The sequence below is a fragment of the Leifsonia sp. 71-9 genome (assembly GCF_001898805.1).
Taxonomy (GTDB): domain Bacteria; phylum Actinomycetota; class Actinomycetes; order Actinomycetales; family Microbacteriaceae; genus Leifsonia.
This window is the reverse complement of sequence record NZ_MKVJ01000017.1, coordinates 79828-99780: the sequence shown is the minus strand read 5'-3', so window position 1 is coordinate 99780 and position 19953 is coordinate 79828. Positions and strand designations below refer to the sequence as shown.

The following is a 19953-nucleotide window of genomic DNA, read 5'->3' as shown; positions in this document are numbered from 1 at the left end:
CACGGCCCGGCGAGCGCGAGCGGACGAGCCCCTCAGACGGCCCACCGCAATAACCGCTCCGGCGCACCGACGCGTCCGAGCGCTTCAGAGAGGAAGATCGCATGACACGCCAGACACGTGCGCGACGGGGCCTGCGGGCACTCATCGTGTCGGTCGCGGCCCTCGGGCTGGTGGCTGCCGCCGCCGCTGCCCCGGCGGGTGCAACACCGACGGGCACACCCTCGCCGGAGCCGACGGGCACGCCCGCCGCGACGGCCACGCCCACCGCGACGTCGACGCCCGCACCGACGCCGACACCGACAGGCGCGGCTCCGGAGTCGCCGGTCGCGACGCCCACGGCCGCGCCGTCCGCCTCCCCCGCCGCCACGGCGAAGCCCGGCGCGAAGCCCGCCCCGATCATCCAGCCTCCCGCCGCGCCGCCCGTCGACGCCTGGGCGAAGACGCCCTACCTGGGCTGGAGCAGCTACAGCATGCAGGTCTACAGCGGTGATCCGAAGTGGATCACCGCGGATCAGATCATCGCCCAGTCCGACGCCATGAAGGCCAAGCTCGGCAAGGCCGGCTACGACTACATCAACGTCGACTCCGGCTGGAACGACGGCGTGGACGCGAACGGGCGCCCGACGCCGAGCGCCACGCTCTACCCGCAGGGCCTGAAGAAGGTGATCGACCACGTCCACGCCAACGGGCAGAAGTTCGGGCTGTACCTCATCCCGGGCATCTCCCCCGATGTGTACGAGAAGGCCTACCCGATCGCGAACGCGCCCGGCTGCACCACCCACGACATCGTGAAGCAGCCGCTGCAGCAGGCCGACTACTGGAAGATCGGCTACCGCATCGACTTCTCGAACCCGTGCGCCCAGAAGTACGTCGACTCGATCGTCGACCAGCTCGCGGCGTGGGGCGTGAACTTCCTCAAGTTCGACAGCGTGACCCCGGGCTCCGGCGTCAGCGACCTCTCGCTCGACGCCCGCGACGACGTCGCCGCGTGGTCGCAGGCGCTCAAGAAGAAGAACATCTGGTTCGAGCTGTCGTGGGCGCTCGACATCAACTACGCCGACACGTGGAAGCAGTACGCGAACGGCTGGCGCGTGGAGTGGGACGTCGAGTGCTACTGCTCCGGCGTCGCCCTCACGCAGTGGGACAACATCGCGCGCCTCTTCCCGCGCGCGGCCGATTGGTGGCGTCACGCCGGCCCGGGAGGCTGGAACGACTTCGACTCGCTCGACGTCGGCAACGGCACGATGGACGGCCTCACCCGCGACGAGCGCCGCACCGCGACCACCCTCTGGGCCATCTCGGCGGCGCCGATGTACGTCGGCAACGACCTGACCAAGCTCGACCAGTTCGGTGTCGACCTGCTCACCAATCGCGAAGTCGTGGCCGTGAACCAGGCCGGGACTCCCGCGCAGCCGGTCTCGACCGCGACCGACAAGCAGGTCTGGTTCGCGCCGAACGCCGACGGCAGCTACACCGTCGCCCTCTTCAACCTCGGCCGCACCGACGCCGACATCACGGCGAACTGGTCCGACCTCGGCCTGACGGGCCCGGCGACCGTCCGGGATCTGTGGGCCGGCAAGGATCTCGGCACGTTCGACACGAGGTTCACGGGCGAGACGGTCCCGATCCACGGGACCCGCCTGCTGAAGGTCACACCGAAGAAGGGCTCCACCGTCGCGCTGAACGACGACGCCCAGCGCGTGCAGTACACCGGCGACTGGTCGCGCAACGGCGGCCTCGAGGTGCCGGCGACGACGCAGCAGCTGCCGGTCGCGGTCGGCGACTCGAGCGGCGGCCAGGTGCCGACGCCACCCGCCTCGAGCCGCGTCGTCGCGGTGAACGACAACGACTCCGGCATCGCCTACTCGGGGTCCTGGGGGCAGAGCGGCGGCCGCGGCTTCGGGGACTACAACGACGACGTGCACTACGTCGAGGCCGACGGCTCCTCGTTCCAGTACACGTTCACAGGCACGGGCATCGACTACGTGACCGAGCTCGACCAGTCGCAGGGCGACGTGGACGTGTACCTCGACGGGCAGTTCCAGAAGACCGTGAGCACGGGCCGCGACGCGGGCCAGCCGCGCCAGACGCAGCAGGCCGTGTGGAGCGTCAGCGGCCTCCCGAACGGATCGCACACCCTCCGCGTCGTCAAGAAGTCGGGCGCGTTCATGCTGCTCGACAAGCTCGACGTCACCCTGGAGAGCCTGCTGCAGCCCGACGTGGCCGTGTTCGACAAGGCGGCGCCCGCCGACGTGCCGGTGACGCTGCTGCGCGACGGCGGCGAGCTCGCCGGGATCTCCCGCGACGGGTCGGCCCTGAAGAAGGGCACCGACTACACCGTCTCGGGGTCGACCGTCACACTGCGCGCGGGGTACCTCGCCGGGCTCGCGAACGGCACGGCGTCGCTGGCGTTCCAGTTCCGCGGCGACGCGCGCGACGACGTCCACGCCACCACGAAGGACGGCGACCGCGTCGACCTCGTCTTCCGCGGCACCGGGGTCTCGTGGATCGGCGCGACCGCGCCCGACCAGGGCACAGCGGCCGTCTACATCGACGGCAGACTGGCCAAGACGGTCGACACCCGCTCGGACGCGCGCCGCACCGGCCGGACGCTCTTCTCCGTCGACGGGCTGCGGGACGGCGAGCACCGCATCACCGTGCAGAAGGTGTCGGGCGACGTGCTGCGGAACGACGTCCTGCAGTACACCGTGAAGAAGTAGCACCACCGGAACGATCAGAAGGAGCACCATGTCCCACCCCGCCCGATTCGTCTTCGTCGGCGACTCCATCACCGACTGCGAGCGCGATCGGAGCGACAGTGCGTCGCTCGGCGAGGGCTACGTCCGCCTGCTGGCGGACGCCCTCGCCGGGCGCGCCGGGACCGTGCGCAACGCCGGCGTCTCTGGCGACCGCGCGGTCGACCTCGAGGCCCGCTGGGCGGACGACGTCGTGGCCGCCGACCCCTCCGTCCTCACGATCTACGTCGGCGTCAACGACATGTGGCGCCGCTTCGACAGCGACGACCCGACCTCCGCCGCAGACTTCGAGGCGACGCTCCGCCGGCTGGTGGAGGCGCTCCCGTCTCCCCGCCCGCGTCTCCTGTTCGTCGAGCCGTTCTTCCTCCCGACCACCGCCGAGCAGGAAGGCTGGCTGGACGACCTGGCCGGCAAGCGCGCCGCGGTCGCCCGGGTGGCCGCGGACGTGGAGGCGACGCTCGTCCCGCTGCACGACCGCATGACCGCCGCAGCGGCCCGGCTCGGCATCCCCGCCGTCGCGCCGGACGGCGTGCATCCCTCCCCCGCGGGCCACCGGATGATCGCGGACGCCTGGCTGGAGGCGTACGAGCGGGCGACACCGTGACCGCCCCCTTCGCCGCCCTGCTCGGGCACGACCTCCTGCCGACACCGGACGACTACGACGCCTTCTGGGCCACCGCACTCGACGAGGCCGGGAGGTTCCCGCTCGCGACCCGCCTGACTCCCGTCGACACCGGGCTCACGACCGTGGACGTGTACGACATGTCGTTCGGCGGGTCGGCGGGGCGCACCGTCACCGGCTGGCTGCGGCTGCCGCGCCACCGGCCGCGTCCGCTCGCCGCCGTCGCGCACGCGAACGGCTACGGCGCCGGCCGCCTCGCCGCCATCGACGACCTCACCTGGTCGGCCGCCGGCTACGCGCACCTCGTCGTGAACACCCACGGTCAGGGCGGCGGCAGCACCGGCCATCTGCTCGACGGCATCCAGGATCCCGAGCGGTCGTACTACCGCGGGGTCTTCGTCGACGCCGCCCGGGCAGTGGAGGCCCTGCGCGGACTCGACGAGGTCGACGCCTCGCGCGTCGCCATGATCGGCAACAGCCAGGGCGGCGGCATCGCGCTCGGCGTGGGCGCACTCGTCCCGGACCTCGTCGCCGTGCTGGCCCAGTCCCCGTTCCTGACGGCCGCGCCGATCGCGCTGCAGCACGCGGCCCAGGGCCCGTGGACGGAACTGCGCGCATACCTCGACGAGCACCCCGACCGCACCACCGCCGTCGCCCGCACCCTCGCCTACGTGGACGGCATCACCTCCGCCCGCCACGCCACCGCCCCCGGCTGGATCTCCGACGGCCTCGCCGACGACATCTGCCCGCCCGAGACGGCGCGCGCGGCGGCCTCGGCGTATGCGGCTCAGGTCGCCTTCCGTGAATGGCCGGGCGCCGGGCACGAGGCGGGCGGGACGGCGGACCGGGAGGCGGCGCTCGCGGTGCTGGCGGAGGGGTTCGGCGCGGATCAGAGCACAGGCCTGTAGTAGCCCTCCTCGAGCCCGGGCACCGAGTGAACGCGGTCGAGGAGCTGCGTGGAGAATCCGTCGCTCCCCTCGATCTGATCGACCAGGCCACCGAGAAGGGTCAGTGCTGCGGCGGGTGTCCTCGGAGACAGGTAGTCCCTCTTCACGTCCAATGCGATTCGCGGGAGGGTGACGTGGCCGTCGAATCGTCTGTTCCAGAGGCGTCCGTGATGCGCCGCGATGTTGCGCAGGAAGGCGATGTTCTGGACCGCCTGAAGCAGCTTGGGAACATCTTCGAGAGCGAGGGACTTCGCGACCGGTTCGAGAACGGACTTGTCCCGAAGAGCACGCAAGAAGCGGGAGAACGTACCGATCGAGATGACTTCGACAGCCGCCCAGAGCGGAATCGGATCACCCTTCCGCACGTGATGCTTGATGAAGATCTCGTCCCGTTGCTGCACGGATGCGAAGCTGCCGAGCACGATGCTCCTGTTCTTCCCCTCCGCAGTCCATCGGTCCCGCGCCGGCCCAGGAGATTCGGGCCTCGTGTTCTCGGGGAGGTACAGGTTCGCGTCCGCGTACGCATCGCTGCCGCCGATGCTCCGGGTCACATGGTGGGCGACGCGGCTTCGCAGTGTCGGCTCGACGACGGACACTCCGTCCAGGACCGCATTCCGCACGGCGCGATCGAGGTCGTACACCTCCATCAACGTCGCAGCGTCGACGCCTGCCCGATAGCGTTCCGAGGGGCCGTCCTGCTGGTAGAAGCAGCGCGCGTATCCACTCACCCGGTAGTAGTTGCTCGAGTAGAGGAACATGGCGAACTGCTGCTCGCTCACGCCACCGAGCTCCAAGCCGCGGTCGAGATGTCGCCTGATCTGCGCCTTCAGGTCGATCCAATGCTTCACGCGTTCCCCCATAAACGAAGAACCCACCCAGCCCGAGGGCTGGATGGGTCCGAATGTTGCTCCCAAGCTATCACAGCGCGGTCTGCGGCCACTCCCCCAGCCACGCCGCAGCCGCCGTCGTGACCCGTAAGAACTCCAGCGTCAGCGCCGTCGGGTCCGAGGACTGCCGCACCACCTCGTAGGGCAGCACGAACTCCCCCAGCGCGTGGTCGTAGTGCGCGCCTCCCGGGACCGCGGTCTCCGCGTATCCCTCCGGCTCGGGATACGCGTACGAGTAGAACGCGCCCTCGCGGCCGCCGCCGGGCCAAAATCCCGAGCTGCTGATCTCGTCGCAGTAGCCCTCGATCATGACCCGGTCGGGGCAGTTCGGGACTCCACCGGGGTGCAGTGGTGCGGGGCGCCCGGAGAACCGGGTCGTCGCGATGTCGAGTGCGCCCCAGAAGAGGTGGACGGGGCTGGCCTTGCCGCGGAACTCGGCCCGCAGGCGACGCAGCACGCCGTCGGCGCGGATGAGCTGCTGCCAGAAGGCGTTCGCCTGCTCCGGTTCGTACGAGCGGTGCTCGATGTCGGTCGGGAACGGGATGGCCGGGTCCACCTCGTTCGGCGTCGGATGGATCTCGAGCTCGACGCCGAGCCGGCCGAGCGCCTCGAAGGTGAGCCGGTAGAACGCGGCCACCGTCATCGGCTGCAGCGCGATCTCCTCCCGGCCGCCCCCGCTCGTCCGCAGCACGAGCCGGTGGTCGACGAAGTCGAACTCGATGTCGAGGATGCTCCCGTCGAGCGGGATCGGGCCGGTCGAGAGCCCGCGGGCGCTCAGCGAGAGCGTCACGTGCCACCAGTGGTTCAGGAAGGGCGAGCCGACCATCCGCAGCTTCCCGATGATCTGCAGCCACATGTGCAGCGTCTCCCGGGTGGGGGTCCAGGCCTCCACCTCGAGGGACGGCCACGATTCTCCGCGCTTCTCCATCACGACCTCCGCCACCCAGTGTGACGGATGCGGCGCGCGCACGGGCGCGACGTTCGTCGAGCCGTCAGGCGGCGAGGTGGAACGTGTCGGCGAACCGGCCGAGCAGGTCGCCGCGGCCGTGCAGCACCTCCACCACTCCGGTCTCGATCGCGGCGCCCGGTGCGAGCTCGCCCGAGATGAGCCGGCGGATGCCCGGGCCGGCGGAGAAGGCCAGGTCGGCGGGGCCGTCGCCGCGCGCGACGTCGAGGGTCGGGCCGTTCACCCGGATGAGCAGTTCGGCGGCGCCGAAATGCGCGCCGTAGACGGTGGTGGGGAGGTCGGCGGCGATCTGCGGCCGGAACGCGGTGCGGAGGGCCATCGTCATCGAGTCCGGCGTCACGATCTGCTCCTCCCGCGGGTCGCCCATCGCCTTGAACCCCCAGGTGCCGAGCGCCAGGACGACCGGCTCGAGCTCCCGGCCGTACGGCGTGAGCTCGTAGACGATCACGCGCGAGCGCGGCGCCCGGCGGATGATGCCGGCCTCCTGCAGCTCTTTGAGCCGCGCCGCCAGGATGTTGCTCGGGATGCGCGGGAGGCCCGCGGCGAGCTCGCCGTAGCGGCGCGGCCCGACGAGCAGGTCGCGGATGATGAGCAGCGCCCAGCGTTCGCCCACGAGCTCGAGGGCCCGGGTGACGCCGCAGTACTGCCCGTAGTCGCGCGCGGCCATCGGACCTCAGGCCTGCTGGTTCGCGACGGCGGCCTCGGGGCCCTGCTGGGCGGCGGTCGGGTCCATCCAGCCGAACTCGAGCAGGTTGCCGTCCGGGTCGGCGAGCTGGCGCTGGTACATGAAGCCGTAGTCGGCCGCGGGGCGCGGCTCGGTGCCACCCGCGGCGACGCCGTCCGCGACGGCCTTGTCGACCGCGTCGCGGGAGTCGAGGAAGATCGCGGTCGAGACGGACGGGTTCGTCGCCGGGTCGCCGATCGGCAGATCGGTGAAGGTCTGGAAGAACTCGCGGACGAGGATCATGAAGTAGCTGTGGTCCTCCTCGACGACGACGCAGGCCGCGTTGTGGTCGGTGAAGAGCGGATTGATGGTGAAGCCGAGCGCCGTGTAGAACGCCTTCGCACGCTCCAGGTCGGTCACCGGCAGGTTGACGAACATCGCGGTCATCGTGGTCTCCTTCGACGGATGGTCTGAGCTGACTTCTCACTGCTGTCGAGACTGATACTTGCAAAAAACAAGTGAGGCGTCAAGACCCCGGCCATCATCGGCGTCACCGGCTTCCGCGGCCCAGTTCGTTGTATCGGCGGATGTCCTTGATCGGTCGGGCGGCGCCGGCTTCGATCACCGGAGCGTCCGACAGCCGCCGGTCGACGCGCGGGTCGTCGCGCCGCCGCGGCTTGACCACGGCGAGCGGCCGGGTCTCGATCGGCGTCTCGACGACATCCGCTCGCGCCAAGGTCTCCCTCGCGAGCGCGAGGCTGACCACCACGTCGCGTCTCGACGGGTGCCACCGGCCGGCGATGAGGGCGACCACCGTGCGGTTGTGCAGCGTCCACGCGAACCGTTCCTGAACTCCGTCGACGACCTGCCGGGCGATCAGGCGCGAGGCTCTGCCCATCATGACCTCGGCATGCGCGCGCGCCGCGTCGACGGTCGGGAACCCTGCGCCGCTCGTGGCGATCTCGCGATGATTCGACGACATCAACCGCCACAGCACGATCGTCCCCTGCTCGTCCGTGGTGTCTTTCGCCCGCCTGACCCGAGCGGCGGGACCGCCCTCGACCGCGACCTCGGGCGCCGCCATCAGCCGGTCCCGGAAGGCCGCCCACACGCGGTAGCGGTCGCTGTCCTCGTGCAGCAGGTTGAAGCGGATGTACGGCGTCCCCCGTGGCTCCCTGCGTCCCATCGTCCCCCTCGATCCCTGTCGGTGCTCTACGGCGTGGCGACCGGCACCGGCGTCCGGTCCGCGGTGGCGGAGGGCGTCGGCACCGGTCCGTCCGTCGGCGGCGGCGCCGGCGGCGGCACGTAGCGGGCGACGGTCAGGGTGACGATGCCGCCCAGCGCGAGGCGCGCGCCCTCGCCCGGCTCGACGCGCAGCACGACGCCGGTCAGGAACTCGCTGGTGTCCTGCGTGACGGTCTGCGCGTGCAGACCGGCCGCGGCGAGCGCGTCGATCACCGGTTGGCTCGCCTGGCCGGTCAGGCCGGCGGGCACACGGACGCGGCCGCTCGCGATCACGAGATCGATCGCGGTGCCCTCGGGGACGCGCGCGCCGAACGACGGCGCCGTCCCGAGCACGGCACCGGCGCGATCCACCCCGTCGCGTGCCGAGATCGCGCCGAGCGTCAGTCCGGACGCGGCCAGCGCGTCCCGTGCCCCGGCCACGTCCAACCCCGCCAGCTGCGGCACCGGCGTCTCGCCCGGGCCGGTGGAGACGAGCAACGCGACGGTCTGACCCGCCGAGATCGACGTCCCCGGCCCGGGGTCCGTCCCGGAGACCAGCCCGGCCCCGTACGACGAAGCGGTGGGATGCTGACCGGCGACGACGGCGCCGGAGGCGGTGAGGGTGCGTGCGGCCTCCTCCACCGTCTTCCCCGCCACCTGGGGCACGACGACGTCGGGTGCGGAACCCGCGGGCACGAGAAGCGCGTGCGCGACGACCGCGGCGGTCAGGACCAGGACCGCCGCCCCGGCGACGACGAGTCGCGCGGCCGGGGACCAGGGTCGCCGCGGCCTCGGCCGGGAGCCCGGACCGGAGGCTCGTTTCGGGGACCTCGCGGACCTCGCCGCCCCCGCCCCCGCCGTCGCCGTCGCCGTCGCCGGGGTCGCCGGACGCCCGCGGACGATTCGGATCCGCTCCGTCGCGACGGCGTCGGCATCCGCCTGCGGGTGCACCGTCGTGATCGTCGCCAGCGCCGCGGTGGGCCACGCGGACACGTCCTCGGGACGGCTCTCGCGCGGCGGACGGGCCGCGGCCTCGATCCGCTCCAGCTCCCCCAGCACCGCCGCGAAGGACGCGGGGCGCCGGGCCGGAGTCGGATCGACGCACGACTCCCGGAGCCGTTGCAGGGCGCCGAGCAGCCGCACCGCAACGACGGGCGGGGCGTCCTCCCCCCTCTCCCCGAGCACGAGCAGGGACTCCAGGACGCGCCCGAAGCCGTAGACGTCGCTGCGGCGGCCGGGCGCCTCTCCGGCGGCCTGCTCCGGTGACGCGAACCGCAGCGACGCGGTGAACCGCGACCACGCCTCGGCCGTTCCGGCCGGGTCGGACGGCGAGAGCAGCTCCCACGGCTGCGGGCCGAGGCCGGTGACCCACGTCCGCGCGCCCTCCAGGAGCACGATGTCGGGGCCGAGCGCGCCGTGGACGACGCCGCCCGCGTTCACCTCGCGCATCGTCTCCGCCAGCGTCCGCGCGACGGCGAGCAGCTCCTCCGCGTCACGGGCCGACCGGCCGTCGGCCACTAGATCCTGCACCGTCGGTGCGGCGACCAGTGCCGTCACGACCCAGGGGCGGGCCGCCCTGCCGCCCCCATGGTCGAAGACCTCCGGGACGCCGGGCACGGAGAGGTCGGCTGCACTCGCGATGCGGGCGGCGACGATGCGGGCGGCGACCGCGTCGTCGGCGAGCTCGGGGCGCAGCTCGGTGAGCGCGACGTCCCGGTCGAGGAGCCCATCCCGTGCGACGGAGGTGATCGAGAACGCGTCGGCGCCGAGGGGGCGGAGCGCCGTGTAGCGCTCGCGACCGCGTGGGATGGATGCGTCGCCGTTCATACTCTGTGCGCGTAGACGACGAAGTTCTGATGGCTGCTGGTGCCGCCGTCGTACTGGAAGCAGGTGACCAGGACGAGCCGCCCGGGGACCCGCTTCCACAGCTCCGCCTGCTGCGCGACATCCGTCTTCTCGTAGAGCGCGGTGTCGTCGATGACGTAGTCGATGTCGCCCTCGGGAACGGTGACCACGATGCGGTCGCCCGGGTGCACCGTGTATCCCGAGTGCGGGACGTCGAGGAGCCCGTTGAACGCCGCATCGCCACCGCGGTAGGTGTGCCCGGCGATGTAGACGGTGTTGCCGGTGTCGGCCGTGGCCGCCCCGTACTCCGCGAGCCAGTACGCGCTCCCGGCGGTCGGCGGGTCCACGGTGCCCCCGTCGGCGACGGACATCCTCCCGACGTTCACGGAGAGACCGATCGACGGGATGGCGAGCCGCGTCGGCTGCCCGGGGACGAGCGGTCGCGGCGCTGCCGGCGCGCCGACCGGTGCGGCAGACTGGCCCGGGGCGGGCTCCGCCATCGGCGTCTGCGCCGGGGCGGCCCCCTCCGCCCCCGCCGACGGCGTCGCTGCGGCGAAGGTGCGGGCGACGAGGGTCCCTCCGGCGGTCGTCAGGGCGACGACGACGAGGACCAGCACCCCTGTCCAGGCGACGGCCGCCGCTCTTCCCGTCCTGCGCCGGTGCCGCTCGGTCATGCAGCCGCCCTCGCGTACTCGTTCGCCTTCTCGCGCACGGCGGCGACGTAGGCGTCGTCGTGGTTGTACGCCCGGATCGCCGTGGTCCACCCCGCCGGCGTCTGCAGGTCTCCGCCCGCGGCGCAGAGGTACTTCGCCGTCGTCAGTGCCGCGTCGTCGATCTGGTTCGGGTCGGCGACGCCGTCGCCGTCGGCGTCGGTGCCGTACTGCGCCCAGGTCGACGGGATGAACTGCATGGGCCCGACGGCGCGGTCCCACTGGGCGTCCCCGTCCAGCCGGCCGTGGTCGGTGTCCGGGACGGCGGCGAAGTCCACCCCGTCCAGTCGGGGACCGAGGATCGTGCCGACGAGGTGGCCGGACGCATCCAGGTGCGCCCCGCCGTGCGTCCCGTGGCCGGACTCGATCGACCCGATCGCGGCGATGGTGTTCCAGGTGACGCGGCAGCCGGGTGCGGCCGTCGACTCGACGACCGCGGCGGCCGCGTACGCCTGGAGCGCGCGGGCGGGGATGCCTGTGCGGCCGGAGGTCGCCGTCAGCCAGCCGAGCGCGACGACGCCGTCGGTGTTCGACCGGCGACCGGCGACCGGGAGCGTCTCCGAATCGCCGGCCGAGGAGTCACCCGCCGCGGGCAGGCTTGCCGCGACGGGGATGCCCGTCCCGCCGGCGCCGGCGATGACGCTCCCGTCCGCCGCCGTCGCCGCGGGCTTCGGGAGGTTGGCCACCCAGCCGGCGGCCCCGGCGATGATGAAGGCGGCGACGGCGAAACCGGCGGCGGTGCGGATCGAGACGGTCATCCGAACCGCCCGTTCACGTAGTCGCTGGTCCGCTCGTCCCGAGGGTCCTCGAACATCGCGGTCGTGTCGCCGTACTCGACGATGACGCCGGGGGTGTTCTGCGCGGCGAGGAAGAAGGCGCACTGGTCGCTGACGCGCGCGGCCTGCTGCATGTTGTGGGTGACGATGACCACCGTCACCTGGCCGCGGAGGTCGGCGATGGTCTCCTCGACGCGACGCGTCGACGTGGGGTCGAGGGCCGAGCACGGCTCGTCCATCAGCAGCACCCGCGGTGAGACCGCCAGGGAGCGGGCGATGCAGAGCCGCTGCTGCTGGCCGCCCGACAGACCGCCGCCGGGCTGGTCGAGGCGATCCTTCACCTCCTCCCACAGCGACGCCTTGCGCAGCGAGTCCTCGACGAGCTCGTCGCGCTGATCGCGGCTCGTGCGCACCCCGGCGAGCTTCAGCCCCGAGACGACGTTGTCGTAGATGCTCATCGCGGGGAACGGGTTCGGCTTCTGGAACACCATCCCGATGTGCCGTCGCGCCGTGGTGACGCGTTCCTGCGGGCTGTAGATGTCGCTGCCGTCGAGCCGCACCTCGCCCGAGAGACTCGCCGTCGGCACCATCTCGTGCATCCGGTTCAGGATGCGCAGGAAGGTGGACTTGCCGCAGCCCGACGGCCCGATGAGCGCCGTGACCTCCCCCTTCCGCATGGTGAGCGAGACCCGGTCGAGCACTTTGCGCTGTCCGAACCACGCCGAGATCGAGTCCGCCTGCAGCGTCGCGGCCGCCGTCCGGCCGAACAGGGACTCGCGGGTCGTGACAGGGGGACGTTCGCCGAAGGGCGGCGCCTGGTCGGCGACGGCGGAGCGGCGTCCGGGACGCAGCGTGCGAAAGTTCATGGGGCTCCTAGAGCAGGTTGGGGAGGATGATCTGGTTGACGTTCGTGGCCGCGAGGAGCGCGAGCACGCCGATGACCGGCACCGCGACGATCCACGTCTGCCAGCGGCCCCAGCGACGCCAGAGCCAGGTCGCGCCGATGACGGCGACGGCGAGGAGCTCGAGCAGGAGGACCAGCCCGAACGCGTTCGTCGGGTCGGTGCCCATCGGCCGTTCGGCCTCCGAGACGGGCATCCCGAGCTGGGCGGGCCGGTCGTACCCCTTGGTGACGAGATCCGCGTCCACGCGGAGCACGCCCGTCGGGGTGTACCAGCCGCCGGTCGCGGTGGTGAGCACGACGCGGCCTTCGCCGGTCTTGAGCGCGGGAGGCGCGTCGTCGCCGGCCAGGCGGCGGTCCCGCACCTTGTACGTGCAGGAGCCCTGGCCGGCCTGAACGGTGAACGTCTGGCCGACGCGGAGGTCCGACCAGGCGGCTCCGACCGCGCCGTACGAGCTGGAGCGGGCCATCAGGACGCTCGTCCCGAGCTGGCAGGGCATGACCGTGTTGCGCTGGTGGCCGATCCCGAGCATGGTCTGCGCGCCCGCCGACCCCTCGACGATGACCTCGCGGTTGATGCCGATGTCTTTCGCGTACATCACGGCCAGCGGCGTCCCGATCCTCAGGGGCTCGCCGTCGTCCGTCACCGGCTCGACCGGGGTCGCGCCCTCGGCCAGGCTCAGCCGGAGCTGGTCGTAGAGGGTGTTCTGGCTGACGTAGTGCTGGACGGGCGAGACCGCGAGCAGCACCACGATGAGCAGCAGGATGCCGGACGAGAGGATGCCGAGCACCAGCGACAGCGCCCGCTGCATCGGTGGCGCCGAGACGCGCGTCGCGTGCGGGCGCGGGACGGCCCGGGGTGGGCCGGGCGCGATCACGGCGACCATCACCGACCGTCCCGCCCCGACCTGGACACGACGTGGCTGACGACCGGCGGTCCGATGAGGAGCAGCAGCACGAGCAGGATGACCACGACCATCAGGGTCTGCGGGCCCGCCCACCCGTCGTTGCCGGTAAGGGTCATCGGCACGGCCTTGACGTTGGCGGACGTCCCGCTCGCCGTCGCCCCGTCGCCGCATCCGCCGGTGTCGGGGTCGCACGCCTGCTGCTGAGCGCTCCCGTTCGCACCCGCGGCGGTGTTGGCGGCGGAGGCTCCGGTGGGCCCTTTCGCGCCGGTCTTGGCCTGCGCCGCCGGGCCGGCTCCGGTGAACCCCCACGTCGCGCATCGCTCCGGTGTGCAGTCGGTAGGGAACGGCGCCTCGATCAGGAGCTGGTTCTTGTCGGGACTGTCGCCCGGCTTGAACGTGGGGTTGTTGCAGGGGTTGCCGCTGCCGCTGCCCACCGCCTGGCCCGTCGCGTTGATCTTCGCCATGGTGGCGGCATCCACGCCGGGGATCTGTTTGACCTGGTCGAGCGCGGCGAGCACGAGGTTCATGGGCAGCGGCGAGTAGCCCAGGTTGCCCATCTTCCGCTGTCCCTCGCACAGCGAGTACTGGTCGAAGAAGCCGAGCGTCGCCCCCTTCTGCGTGTTGAATCCGCCGTGGACGACGCTCGGAGCGACCTGATACGTGTACATCGAGAGCGGGTAGGTGCGCGGATCGCCGTACTGGTAGACGTCGGAGAGGTCCTGGCTGAGGTAGTTCGGGTTCCCCTTGTCGGTGTTGATCTTGGCGACGTGGAGGGCGACCGCGACGGCGTACTGGTCGGGCACGGTGTAGAAGCCGGCGGCGTTCTTCACCTTGGCGACGGGGAAATCGGCGCCCAGCGCGTACGAGTACTCGTCGTAGTTGATCGCGAACTGGTTCGCCGCCGTGTAGGCGGTGACGCCGTTCGACCCGTTCTGCGCGACGAAGTTCGGGAGGTTCTGGTGCGGGTAGTACGACGTGGCGTGCGCCGGGTCGCACCCGGCCTTGGCGCACAGCTTGCGGTACAGGTCCGGGTATTGCCGCAGCAGCCACAGCGTGAACTGCGCCGTGGCTCCCGAGCCTTCGGAGCGGACGACCACGGTGATGCGCTGCGACGGGAGGGCGACGCCGGGGTTGTCGGCGGCGATGGCCTTGTCGTCCCACTGCGTGATCTCGCCGGTGAAGATCCCCGCGATCGCCGCCTGGGAGAGCTTGAGGTCGGTGAACCGTTTGCCGCCGAGGTTGAGGTTGTACATGAACGAGGTGCCGCCGGCGACGATGGGCAGCATCACGTAGGGGAACTGCGGCACGGTGGTGTCCTGCGGGTCCGCGGTGTCACCGGTGAAGGGGATCTCGGTGACGGCGAAGTCGGCGTTGATCTCCTTGGCGAAATCGGTGCGGCCCGTGGAGGAGCCGTTCGGCGCGTAGTCGACGGTGACCCCCTGCGCACCGGCGTCGCTGACCCATTGGGCGACGGCGTTCCCCGCCCACGACGACCCCTCGCCCGAGATGCGGAGGTAGCCGGCGGCGGAGGCGGGCAGGCCGATGCCGGCCAGAAGGAGCGTTGCCACGGCGAGGGTCGATGCGCGCAGCAGCCGTCGGAGGGTTCGGTGGGGGCGGTTCATCGTGTGGGGTCCTGTCCGGGTCCGGCCGCGGGGCGGCTGTCCTCGCCGGGCGCGAGGTAGTGGTTGAAGACGAGCAGTTCGTCGAGCTCGAGGGGTGCGACGGGTCGCGGAGCCCGCGACTCGATCCGCGCGAGGGTCGCTCGCGAGCGGGCCGTCAGGCGCCGGTGCTGGCTCTCGGTGAGCTTGCCCGGCTCCTGACCGCCCAGCGCGCGGGCGACCAGGAACAGGACGAGGACCACGACGAGGAGGAACGCGGCGGTCGCGAATCCGCGCGCGATCATGTTCGGCTGGGGGCTCTTCACGAACTCGAGCGCGGCGAGCGGTAGGGAGGTCATCGGCCCCTCGAACGGATTGAAGTTCAGGTTCGAGGTCACGCCCGCGGTGAGGAGGATGGGCGCGGTCTCGCCGATGCCGTGGGCGGTCGCGAGGATGATCGCCGTGGTGAGGCCGGCGCGCACGGTCGGCAGCACCACATACCAGACGACCGCCCATTGGCCGGCGCCCAGCGCGTGTCCGGCCTCGCGGAGGTTGCCCGGCACGAGGCGGAGCACGACGTCGGCGGAGCGGATCATGATCGGCAGCATCAGCACCGTGATGGCGAGCGCGGCGGCGAAGCCGTTGAACGCGTGGGTGATGCCGACGATGATCGCGGCGTAGATGAAGAGGCCCGCCACGACCGACGGCAGGGCGGTCATCGCCTCGACGATCGTCCGCACGAAACGGGCGAACACTCCGCCGACCTCGCCGAGGAACACCGCCGTCGTCAGGCCGAGCGGGATGGTGATGGCGAGGGCGATCCCGATCTGGATGAGCGTGCCGACCAGCGCGTGCAGGATCCCGCCCTCGTCCAGTCCGGACAGCGGGCCGACGCCGCGCATGTCCGTCGTGAAGAAGTGGAAGCGGTCCCAGAAGCTCTGGCCGCCGGCCGTCGAGAACATCTGCGCGAACACGTCCTCGCCGCGCACGAGCGTGAAGCCGATCACGAGGGCCAGCGAGCCCACCACCACCACGCCGGCCGCCCACAGCATGACCGTCCAGAACCGGTCGCGCACGGCGGGCCCCGGGTTCCGCAGGAAGACGAGGGTGGAGTAGATCGCGACGAACCAGAGGAACGACAGCGGCAGCAGCCAGCCGATCGGGATGAGCGTCACGGCCACGGTGAGCAGGAGGCCGATCGCGAGACCCGCGGCCGCGGCCCCCGCCACGGTGAACGCGTCGTCCCGCGAGAACCCGATGACCACGCGCGACTCGTCTTCGGCCTCCGGGGCGAGGTCCTCCCGGGGCAGCCGGGTCCCGCCGGTGAGGCCAGGGACGTCGTCGAGGTCCAGCCGGACCGTCATGGTGTCGTCGGTCATCAGCCCTCGCTCTCCGCTCCCGAGCGGGATCGGGCGATGATCGCCGACGCGGTGAAGTTCACGATCATCGTCATCACGAACAGCGCGAGACCGGCGGCCATGAGCGCGCTCATCGAGAACGCGTTCGCCTCGCCGTAGCGCAGCGCGATGTGGGCCGCGATGGAGTTCGTCCCGTTCTGGAGGATGTGGATGTTGATGTTGAAGATCGGGTTGATGATCAGGTAGATCGCGATCGTCTCGCCGAGGGCCCGCCCCATCCCGAGCATGGTGCCGCCGATCATCCCGCCCCGGCCGAAGGGCAGGACGACCGAGCGGACCATCCCCCACCGCGTCGCCCCGAGTGCGAACGCCCCCTCGCGCTCTCCGATCGGGGCGCGGGAGAACGACTCCCGCATCATCGACGTCATGATCGGGATGATCATCAGAGAGACGACCACCCCGGCGATGAACGTCGACGACGTGTACAGCGACGTGTCCGGCAACGGGTTGCCCGGGTCGGCGGCGTCGACCCGGAAGATCGGGATCCACCCGAACCAGGTCGACAGCCACTGGCTGAACGGCACGATCGCCGGCTGCAGGAAGATGAGCCCCCACAGGCCGAACACCACGCTGGGCACCGCCGCCATCAGATCGACGATCGACACGAGGGTGCGCCGGAACGACCCGGTCGCGACCTCGGTGATGAACAGGGCGGTGCCGACCGAGAGCGGGAACGCGATGACCAGCGCGACGATCGCGATGAGGACCGTCCCGGTCAGGAGCGCGGCGATCCCGAACTGATTCGTCTCGGGCGACCACTTCTGGGTCGTCAGGAACGCGACGATGCCGACCTTCGAGATGGCCTGCGTGGCCTGGACGGTGAGGAAGATGCCGACCAGCACCATGATGGCCAGCACGATCACGCCGCCGCCCCGGCTGACGCCGCGGAACACCTTGTCCGAGAGCTCCCGGACGTGCCGGAGCGGACGCGCCACCGCGTCGTCGGCGCCCGCCTCCGGATAGTCGGGACGCGTGGTCTGCAGGAGCGCGCTCATGCCGCGCCTCCCTTGCGCCGCCGGCCGAGCACGGGCGAGAGGATGCCTGCGGCGAGCGCGGCCAGCAACCCGGTGGCGAGCCCGAACTGCGGGAAGCCGATCTCGGTGGGCGCCGTCTTGCCGAGCGCGGCCGACGTCTGCTTCATCGGCGGTGCGGTGGGAGCGGCGCTGGAGCCGTCGGTGGGCACCTCGACGGTCGTGGGAACCGCTCCGACCGGTCCGGTGGGTGCGGCGGGCACCGCTGCGGGGGCGGCCGCGACCGGGTCGGTCAGCGCCCGCAGCTTCGCGACGGTCGCCTGCGCCTGCGCCACCAGCGGCGCGGTCAGCGGTGCGTATCCGGGCGCGAGCTGTCCGGGCCGGGTGCCGGGCTTCTGCCCGGAGGTCGCCGCGTACTCGAGGATGTCGGCGATCGGTTTCGCATCCGCCGACGACAGCTTCTGCGTGTTCACGACGCCGTACACCGGCAGGGTGAGCGGGTACGCGCCGCCCGCGTAGTCGGCCTTCGCCGCGGGCTGCAGCACCCCGTCGACCGAGCTCTTCGCGAACTCGCCCGCCGCCTTCGTCATGCTGGCGGTGTCGGCGCCCACGCAGTGCGCGGGCGTCGCGTCGCTGCCGTCGCAGAGGAGCGCGGTGGGAAGGAGGTAGCGTGCGGCATCGGCGGCGTCGGTGATGGAGAGGACCACACGCTCGCCGACGGCCTGCCCGAGCCCTTGGACGCTCTTCCACTGCGGCGGCGTGCACTTGATGTCGTCGGTGTAGCTCGCGCACCAGCGACCGGCCGGCGGGTTGGCGCGCAGCGTCGCCCGCGAGATGCTCTCCATATCGGCGAGCTTCGGCAACAGGTCCACCAGGGTTCCCGGGGGGACCGTCTGGTCCGGATTGACGGGGTCCGGTTTCGCGTCCTCTTCGGCATACAGGACGGTCGGATAGGACGCGTCGGAGGGCGGGTAGGTCGCGGCCTGAGACCGGTTGAAGTCTTCCGGCGACGCCGTCGCGTGGCGGATCGCGAAGGCGGAACGCTCGAGCTCGGTCGCCCGGGAAGCGCACTCCGCGTAGGTTCTCGTGGAGTAGAACGGGTTGACCACCGCGCCGAACCGATCCGGGCAGCCGTCGAGGAAGGCTCTGGCCTGCGCGTCGCCGAGGATCCACGACCAGACGGCGCTCGCCGCGTCCGAGCGGAGGATCTCCGTCTGGAGCTGGCGCTCGTTGGAGCCCCGGCCGAAGTCCATGTACCGCAGCTGCGGGTTGAGCGCCTGGAATTCGGGGTCGAGGAAGAGGGAGCCGCCGTTGAAGCCCTGCGCCCAGGGGGCGTTCGCGAGGAGCGTGGGGACCTCGGCGGTCATCCATATCCCGTAGCTCTGAGTCAGGAGCTTCGCGACGAGTCGCGCGTTGAGCCGCACATCCCGCACGGGCGTGCCCGTCTTCGCGATCTCGGCATCGGCCGTCTTGCGGTCGGGATACCCGCATCTCTCGACCGCCGTATCCGGGTTCCCGCGCCCGCACGGTCGGTAGTCGAGGTTCAGGGCGAACACGACACCGCTCAGGGCGGTCGGCGCGTAGGCGGTCGGGCCTCCTCCCGCTTCGATCGGCTGGGTCGTGAACCCGAGCGTCGACGCACCGGTCGCCACGGCCGTCCGGACCTGTGGATCCGCCGACTTCGAGTAGCCGAGCGAGACGTGCTTCTCGTTGCAGATGCCTTTCGACCACCCTCGGACGGCAGGCGACAGCAACTCGGAACCGACGCTCAGGGTCTGGCCGCCGTCACCGCACGAGGCGAAGATCGGCTGGAAGGCGAGTTTGACCTGCAACCGCTGCGCCCAGAGGGACGGGGTCAACGCCGACGGGTTGCCGCCGGCCGCGCCCAGACCGAGGTCGTTGTTCGACGCGAGCATGGGAACCGCGACGAGCCAACAGGTGTCGGTCGAGGCCTGCCCTTGCCGGGATCCGCAGCCGAGGCCCTGCGACTCGGTCGTGCTCTGGAGCTCGAACGTTCGTTCAGCGGTTCCGGCCGGCCCGATCCGCAGCCGCGTGAACTCGTTGGTCGTCGTGCGGTTGAAGTACGGGTTGCCCGTGATGACCCCGCCGTACGTGGTCCCGTCCACGGCCTCGAACGGAATGCTGGTCAGGCCGTCCCAATCGCCGCCGTTGCGGAGCGGGTCGCGGCCGAAGGCACGGAAGTTGACGCCTCCGGCATCCACATCGGATCCGCCCGCCCCGGTCTGACAGCGCTCCGGCCGCGGATCGGCCTCGCCGCCGGCTCCCCAGCACTGGAACACCTCCAGCCACTCGGTGTCCGCCAATCCGGGAGCGGCGCCACCGCGGGCCCCCGAGACGCTGACCGTCACGCCCTGGGCCATCAGGTCGTTCGTCTGCGAGACCGTCATCGACAGCCCCCGGCCGTCCCCGTCCGCCGCGAAGGCGGCCTTGTAGTTCTTGGTCAGCTTCGACGAGATGTCGGCGACCGTCTTGCCGGCCGTGTGCGCGATGACCGTGCTCGGATCGCGGCGGTCGAGGACGGTGTCGTCGCCCGCGTTGGGGGACGCTGATTCGTCCCAGTTCACCGTCACGGCCGAGTCGGTGCTGATGGCGCCGGCGGGGCCCCAGCTCCCGGTGCCGGCGAGGGCGGGAGTGACGGCCACGGTGGCGCCTGCGACGGCGCTGGACGCGACGATCAGCACGCTGGCGATGGCGGAGACGATTCGGGTTCTGTGTGCTCTCATGCTCTTCGAGTCGGT

The 19953-nt window shown here is 71.5% G+C and carries 17 protein-coding genes; 3 read left to right on the top strand and 14 right to left on the bottom strand.

Features of this window, described 5'->3' with window-relative positions:
- Positions 1 to 101: 101 nt before the first annotated feature.
- From BGO91_RS10230 to BGO91_RS10220, 3 genes are read left to right on the top strand one after another with little or no spacing between them, the layout of a single operon-like run.
- Positions 102 to 2720: a X2-like carbohydrate binding domain-containing protein gene (locus tag BGO91_RS10230; RefSeq protein WP_290472658.1), complete on the top strand. Its 2619-nt coding sequence runs from the start codon at positions 102 to 104 to the stop codon at positions 2718 to 2720.
- Positions 2721 to 2748: 28 nt separating this feature from the next.
- Positions 2749 to 3360 carry an SGNH/GDSL hydrolase family protein gene (locus BGO91_RS10225; protein ID WP_290472657.1) on the top strand — a complete coding sequence of 204 codons (612 nt, stop codon included), beginning with the start codon at positions 2749 to 2751 and terminating at the stop codon, positions 3358 to 3360.
- Entirely contained in the window at positions 3357 to 4286 is a 930-nt protein-coding gene (locus BGO91_RS10220; RefSeq protein WP_290472656.1) for an acetylxylan esterase, read from the top strand. The genes BGO91_RS10225 and BGO91_RS10220 overlap by 4 nt, the downstream gene beginning before the upstream one ends.
- Here BGO91_RS10220 and BGO91_RS10215 read toward each other — a convergent pair.
- From BGO91_RS10215 to BGO91_RS10150, 14 genes are all read right to left on the bottom strand, one after another.
- On the bottom strand, positions 4268 to 5173 hold the full coding sequence (locus tag BGO91_RS10215; RefSeq protein WP_290472655.1) for an Abi family protein: 906 nt from the start codon (positions 5171 to 5173) through the stop codon (positions 4268 to 4270). The genes BGO91_RS10220 and BGO91_RS10215 overlap by 19 nt on opposite strands.
- A 70-nt stretch (positions 5174 to 5243) precedes the next feature.
- Complete coding sequence (locus tag BGO91_RS10210) at positions 5244 to 6140, bottom strand: DUF5996 family protein (RefSeq protein WP_290472654.1); 897 nt, start codon at positions 6138 to 6140, stop codon at positions 5244 to 5246.
- 64 nt (positions 6141 to 6204) lie between these two features.
- Positions 6205 to 6846, bottom strand: coding sequence for a helix-turn-helix domain-containing protein (locus BGO91_RS10205; protein WP_290472653.1), 642 nt, complete (start codon positions 6844 to 6846; stop codon positions 6205 to 6207).
- 6 nt (positions 6847 to 6852) lie between these two features.
- Positions 6853 to 7290, bottom strand: a complete 438-nt coding sequence (locus BGO91_RS10200) for a VOC family protein (RefSeq protein WP_290472652.1) — start codon at positions 7288 to 7290, stop codon at positions 6853 to 6855.
- Between the two features lie 103 nt (positions 7291 to 7393).
- Positions 7394 to 7954, bottom strand: a complete 561-nt coding sequence (locus BGO91_RS10195; protein ID WP_290472651.1) for a hypothetical protein — start codon at positions 7952 to 7954, stop codon at positions 7394 to 7396.
- Positions 7955 to 8055: 101 nt separating this feature from the next.
- Positions 8056 to 9894, bottom strand: coding sequence for a PASTA domain-containing protein (locus BGO91_RS10190; protein ID WP_290472650.1), 1839 nt, complete (start codon positions 9892 to 9894; stop codon positions 8056 to 8058).
- Entirely contained in the window at positions 9891 to 10586 is a 696-nt protein-coding gene (locus tag BGO91_RS10185) for a class F sortase (protein ID WP_290472649.1), read from the bottom strand. Before BGO91_RS10185 ends, BGO91_RS10190 begins: the two co-directional genes overlap by 4 nt.
- Positions 10583 to 11380 carry a lytic transglycosylase domain-containing protein gene (locus BGO91_RS10180; protein WP_290472648.1) on the bottom strand — a complete coding sequence of 266 codons (798 nt, stop codon included), beginning with the start codon at positions 11378 to 11380 and terminating at the stop codon, positions 10583 to 10585. The genes BGO91_RS10185 and BGO91_RS10180 overlap by 4 nt, the downstream gene beginning before the upstream one ends.
- Positions 11377 to 12264: a phosphate ABC transporter ATP-binding protein PstB gene (pstB, locus tag BGO91_RS10175; RefSeq protein WP_290472647.1), complete on the bottom strand. Its 888-nt coding sequence runs from the start codon at positions 12262 to 12264 to the stop codon at positions 11377 to 11379. Before pstB ends, BGO91_RS10180 begins: the two co-directional genes overlap by 4 nt.
- Before the next feature lie 7 nt (positions 12265 to 12271).
- Complete coding sequence (locus BGO91_RS10170; RefSeq protein WP_290472646.1) at positions 12272 to 13186, bottom strand: hypothetical protein; 915 nt, start codon at positions 13184 to 13186, stop codon at positions 12272 to 12274.
- Entirely contained in the window at positions 13186 to 14775 is a 1590-nt protein-coding gene (locus BGO91_RS10165; protein ID WP_290472645.1) for a substrate-binding domain-containing protein, read from the bottom strand. Before BGO91_RS10165 ends, BGO91_RS10170 begins: the two co-directional genes overlap by 1 nt.
- 50 nt (positions 14776 to 14825) lie before the next feature.
- Complete coding sequence (locus BGO91_RS10160) at positions 14826 to 16184, bottom strand: PstA family ABC transporter permease (protein WP_290472644.1); 1359 nt, start codon at positions 16182 to 16184, stop codon at positions 14826 to 14828.
- A complete protein-coding gene (gene pstC, locus BGO91_RS10155; RefSeq protein ID WP_290472643.1) occupies positions 16184 to 17218 on the bottom strand; it encodes a phosphate ABC transporter permease subunit PstC in 1035 nt (344 codons plus the stop codon). Before pstC ends, BGO91_RS10160 begins: the two co-directional genes overlap by 1 nt.
- Positions 17215 to 19938 (bottom strand): hypothetical protein, encoded by a 2724-nt coding sequence (locus tag BGO91_RS10150; RefSeq protein WP_290472642.1) that lies wholly within the window; start codon positions 19936 to 19938, stop codon positions 17215 to 17217. The genes pstC and BGO91_RS10150 overlap by 4 nt, the downstream gene beginning before the upstream one ends.
- Between the last annotated feature and the right edge of the window lie 15 nt (positions 19939 to 19953).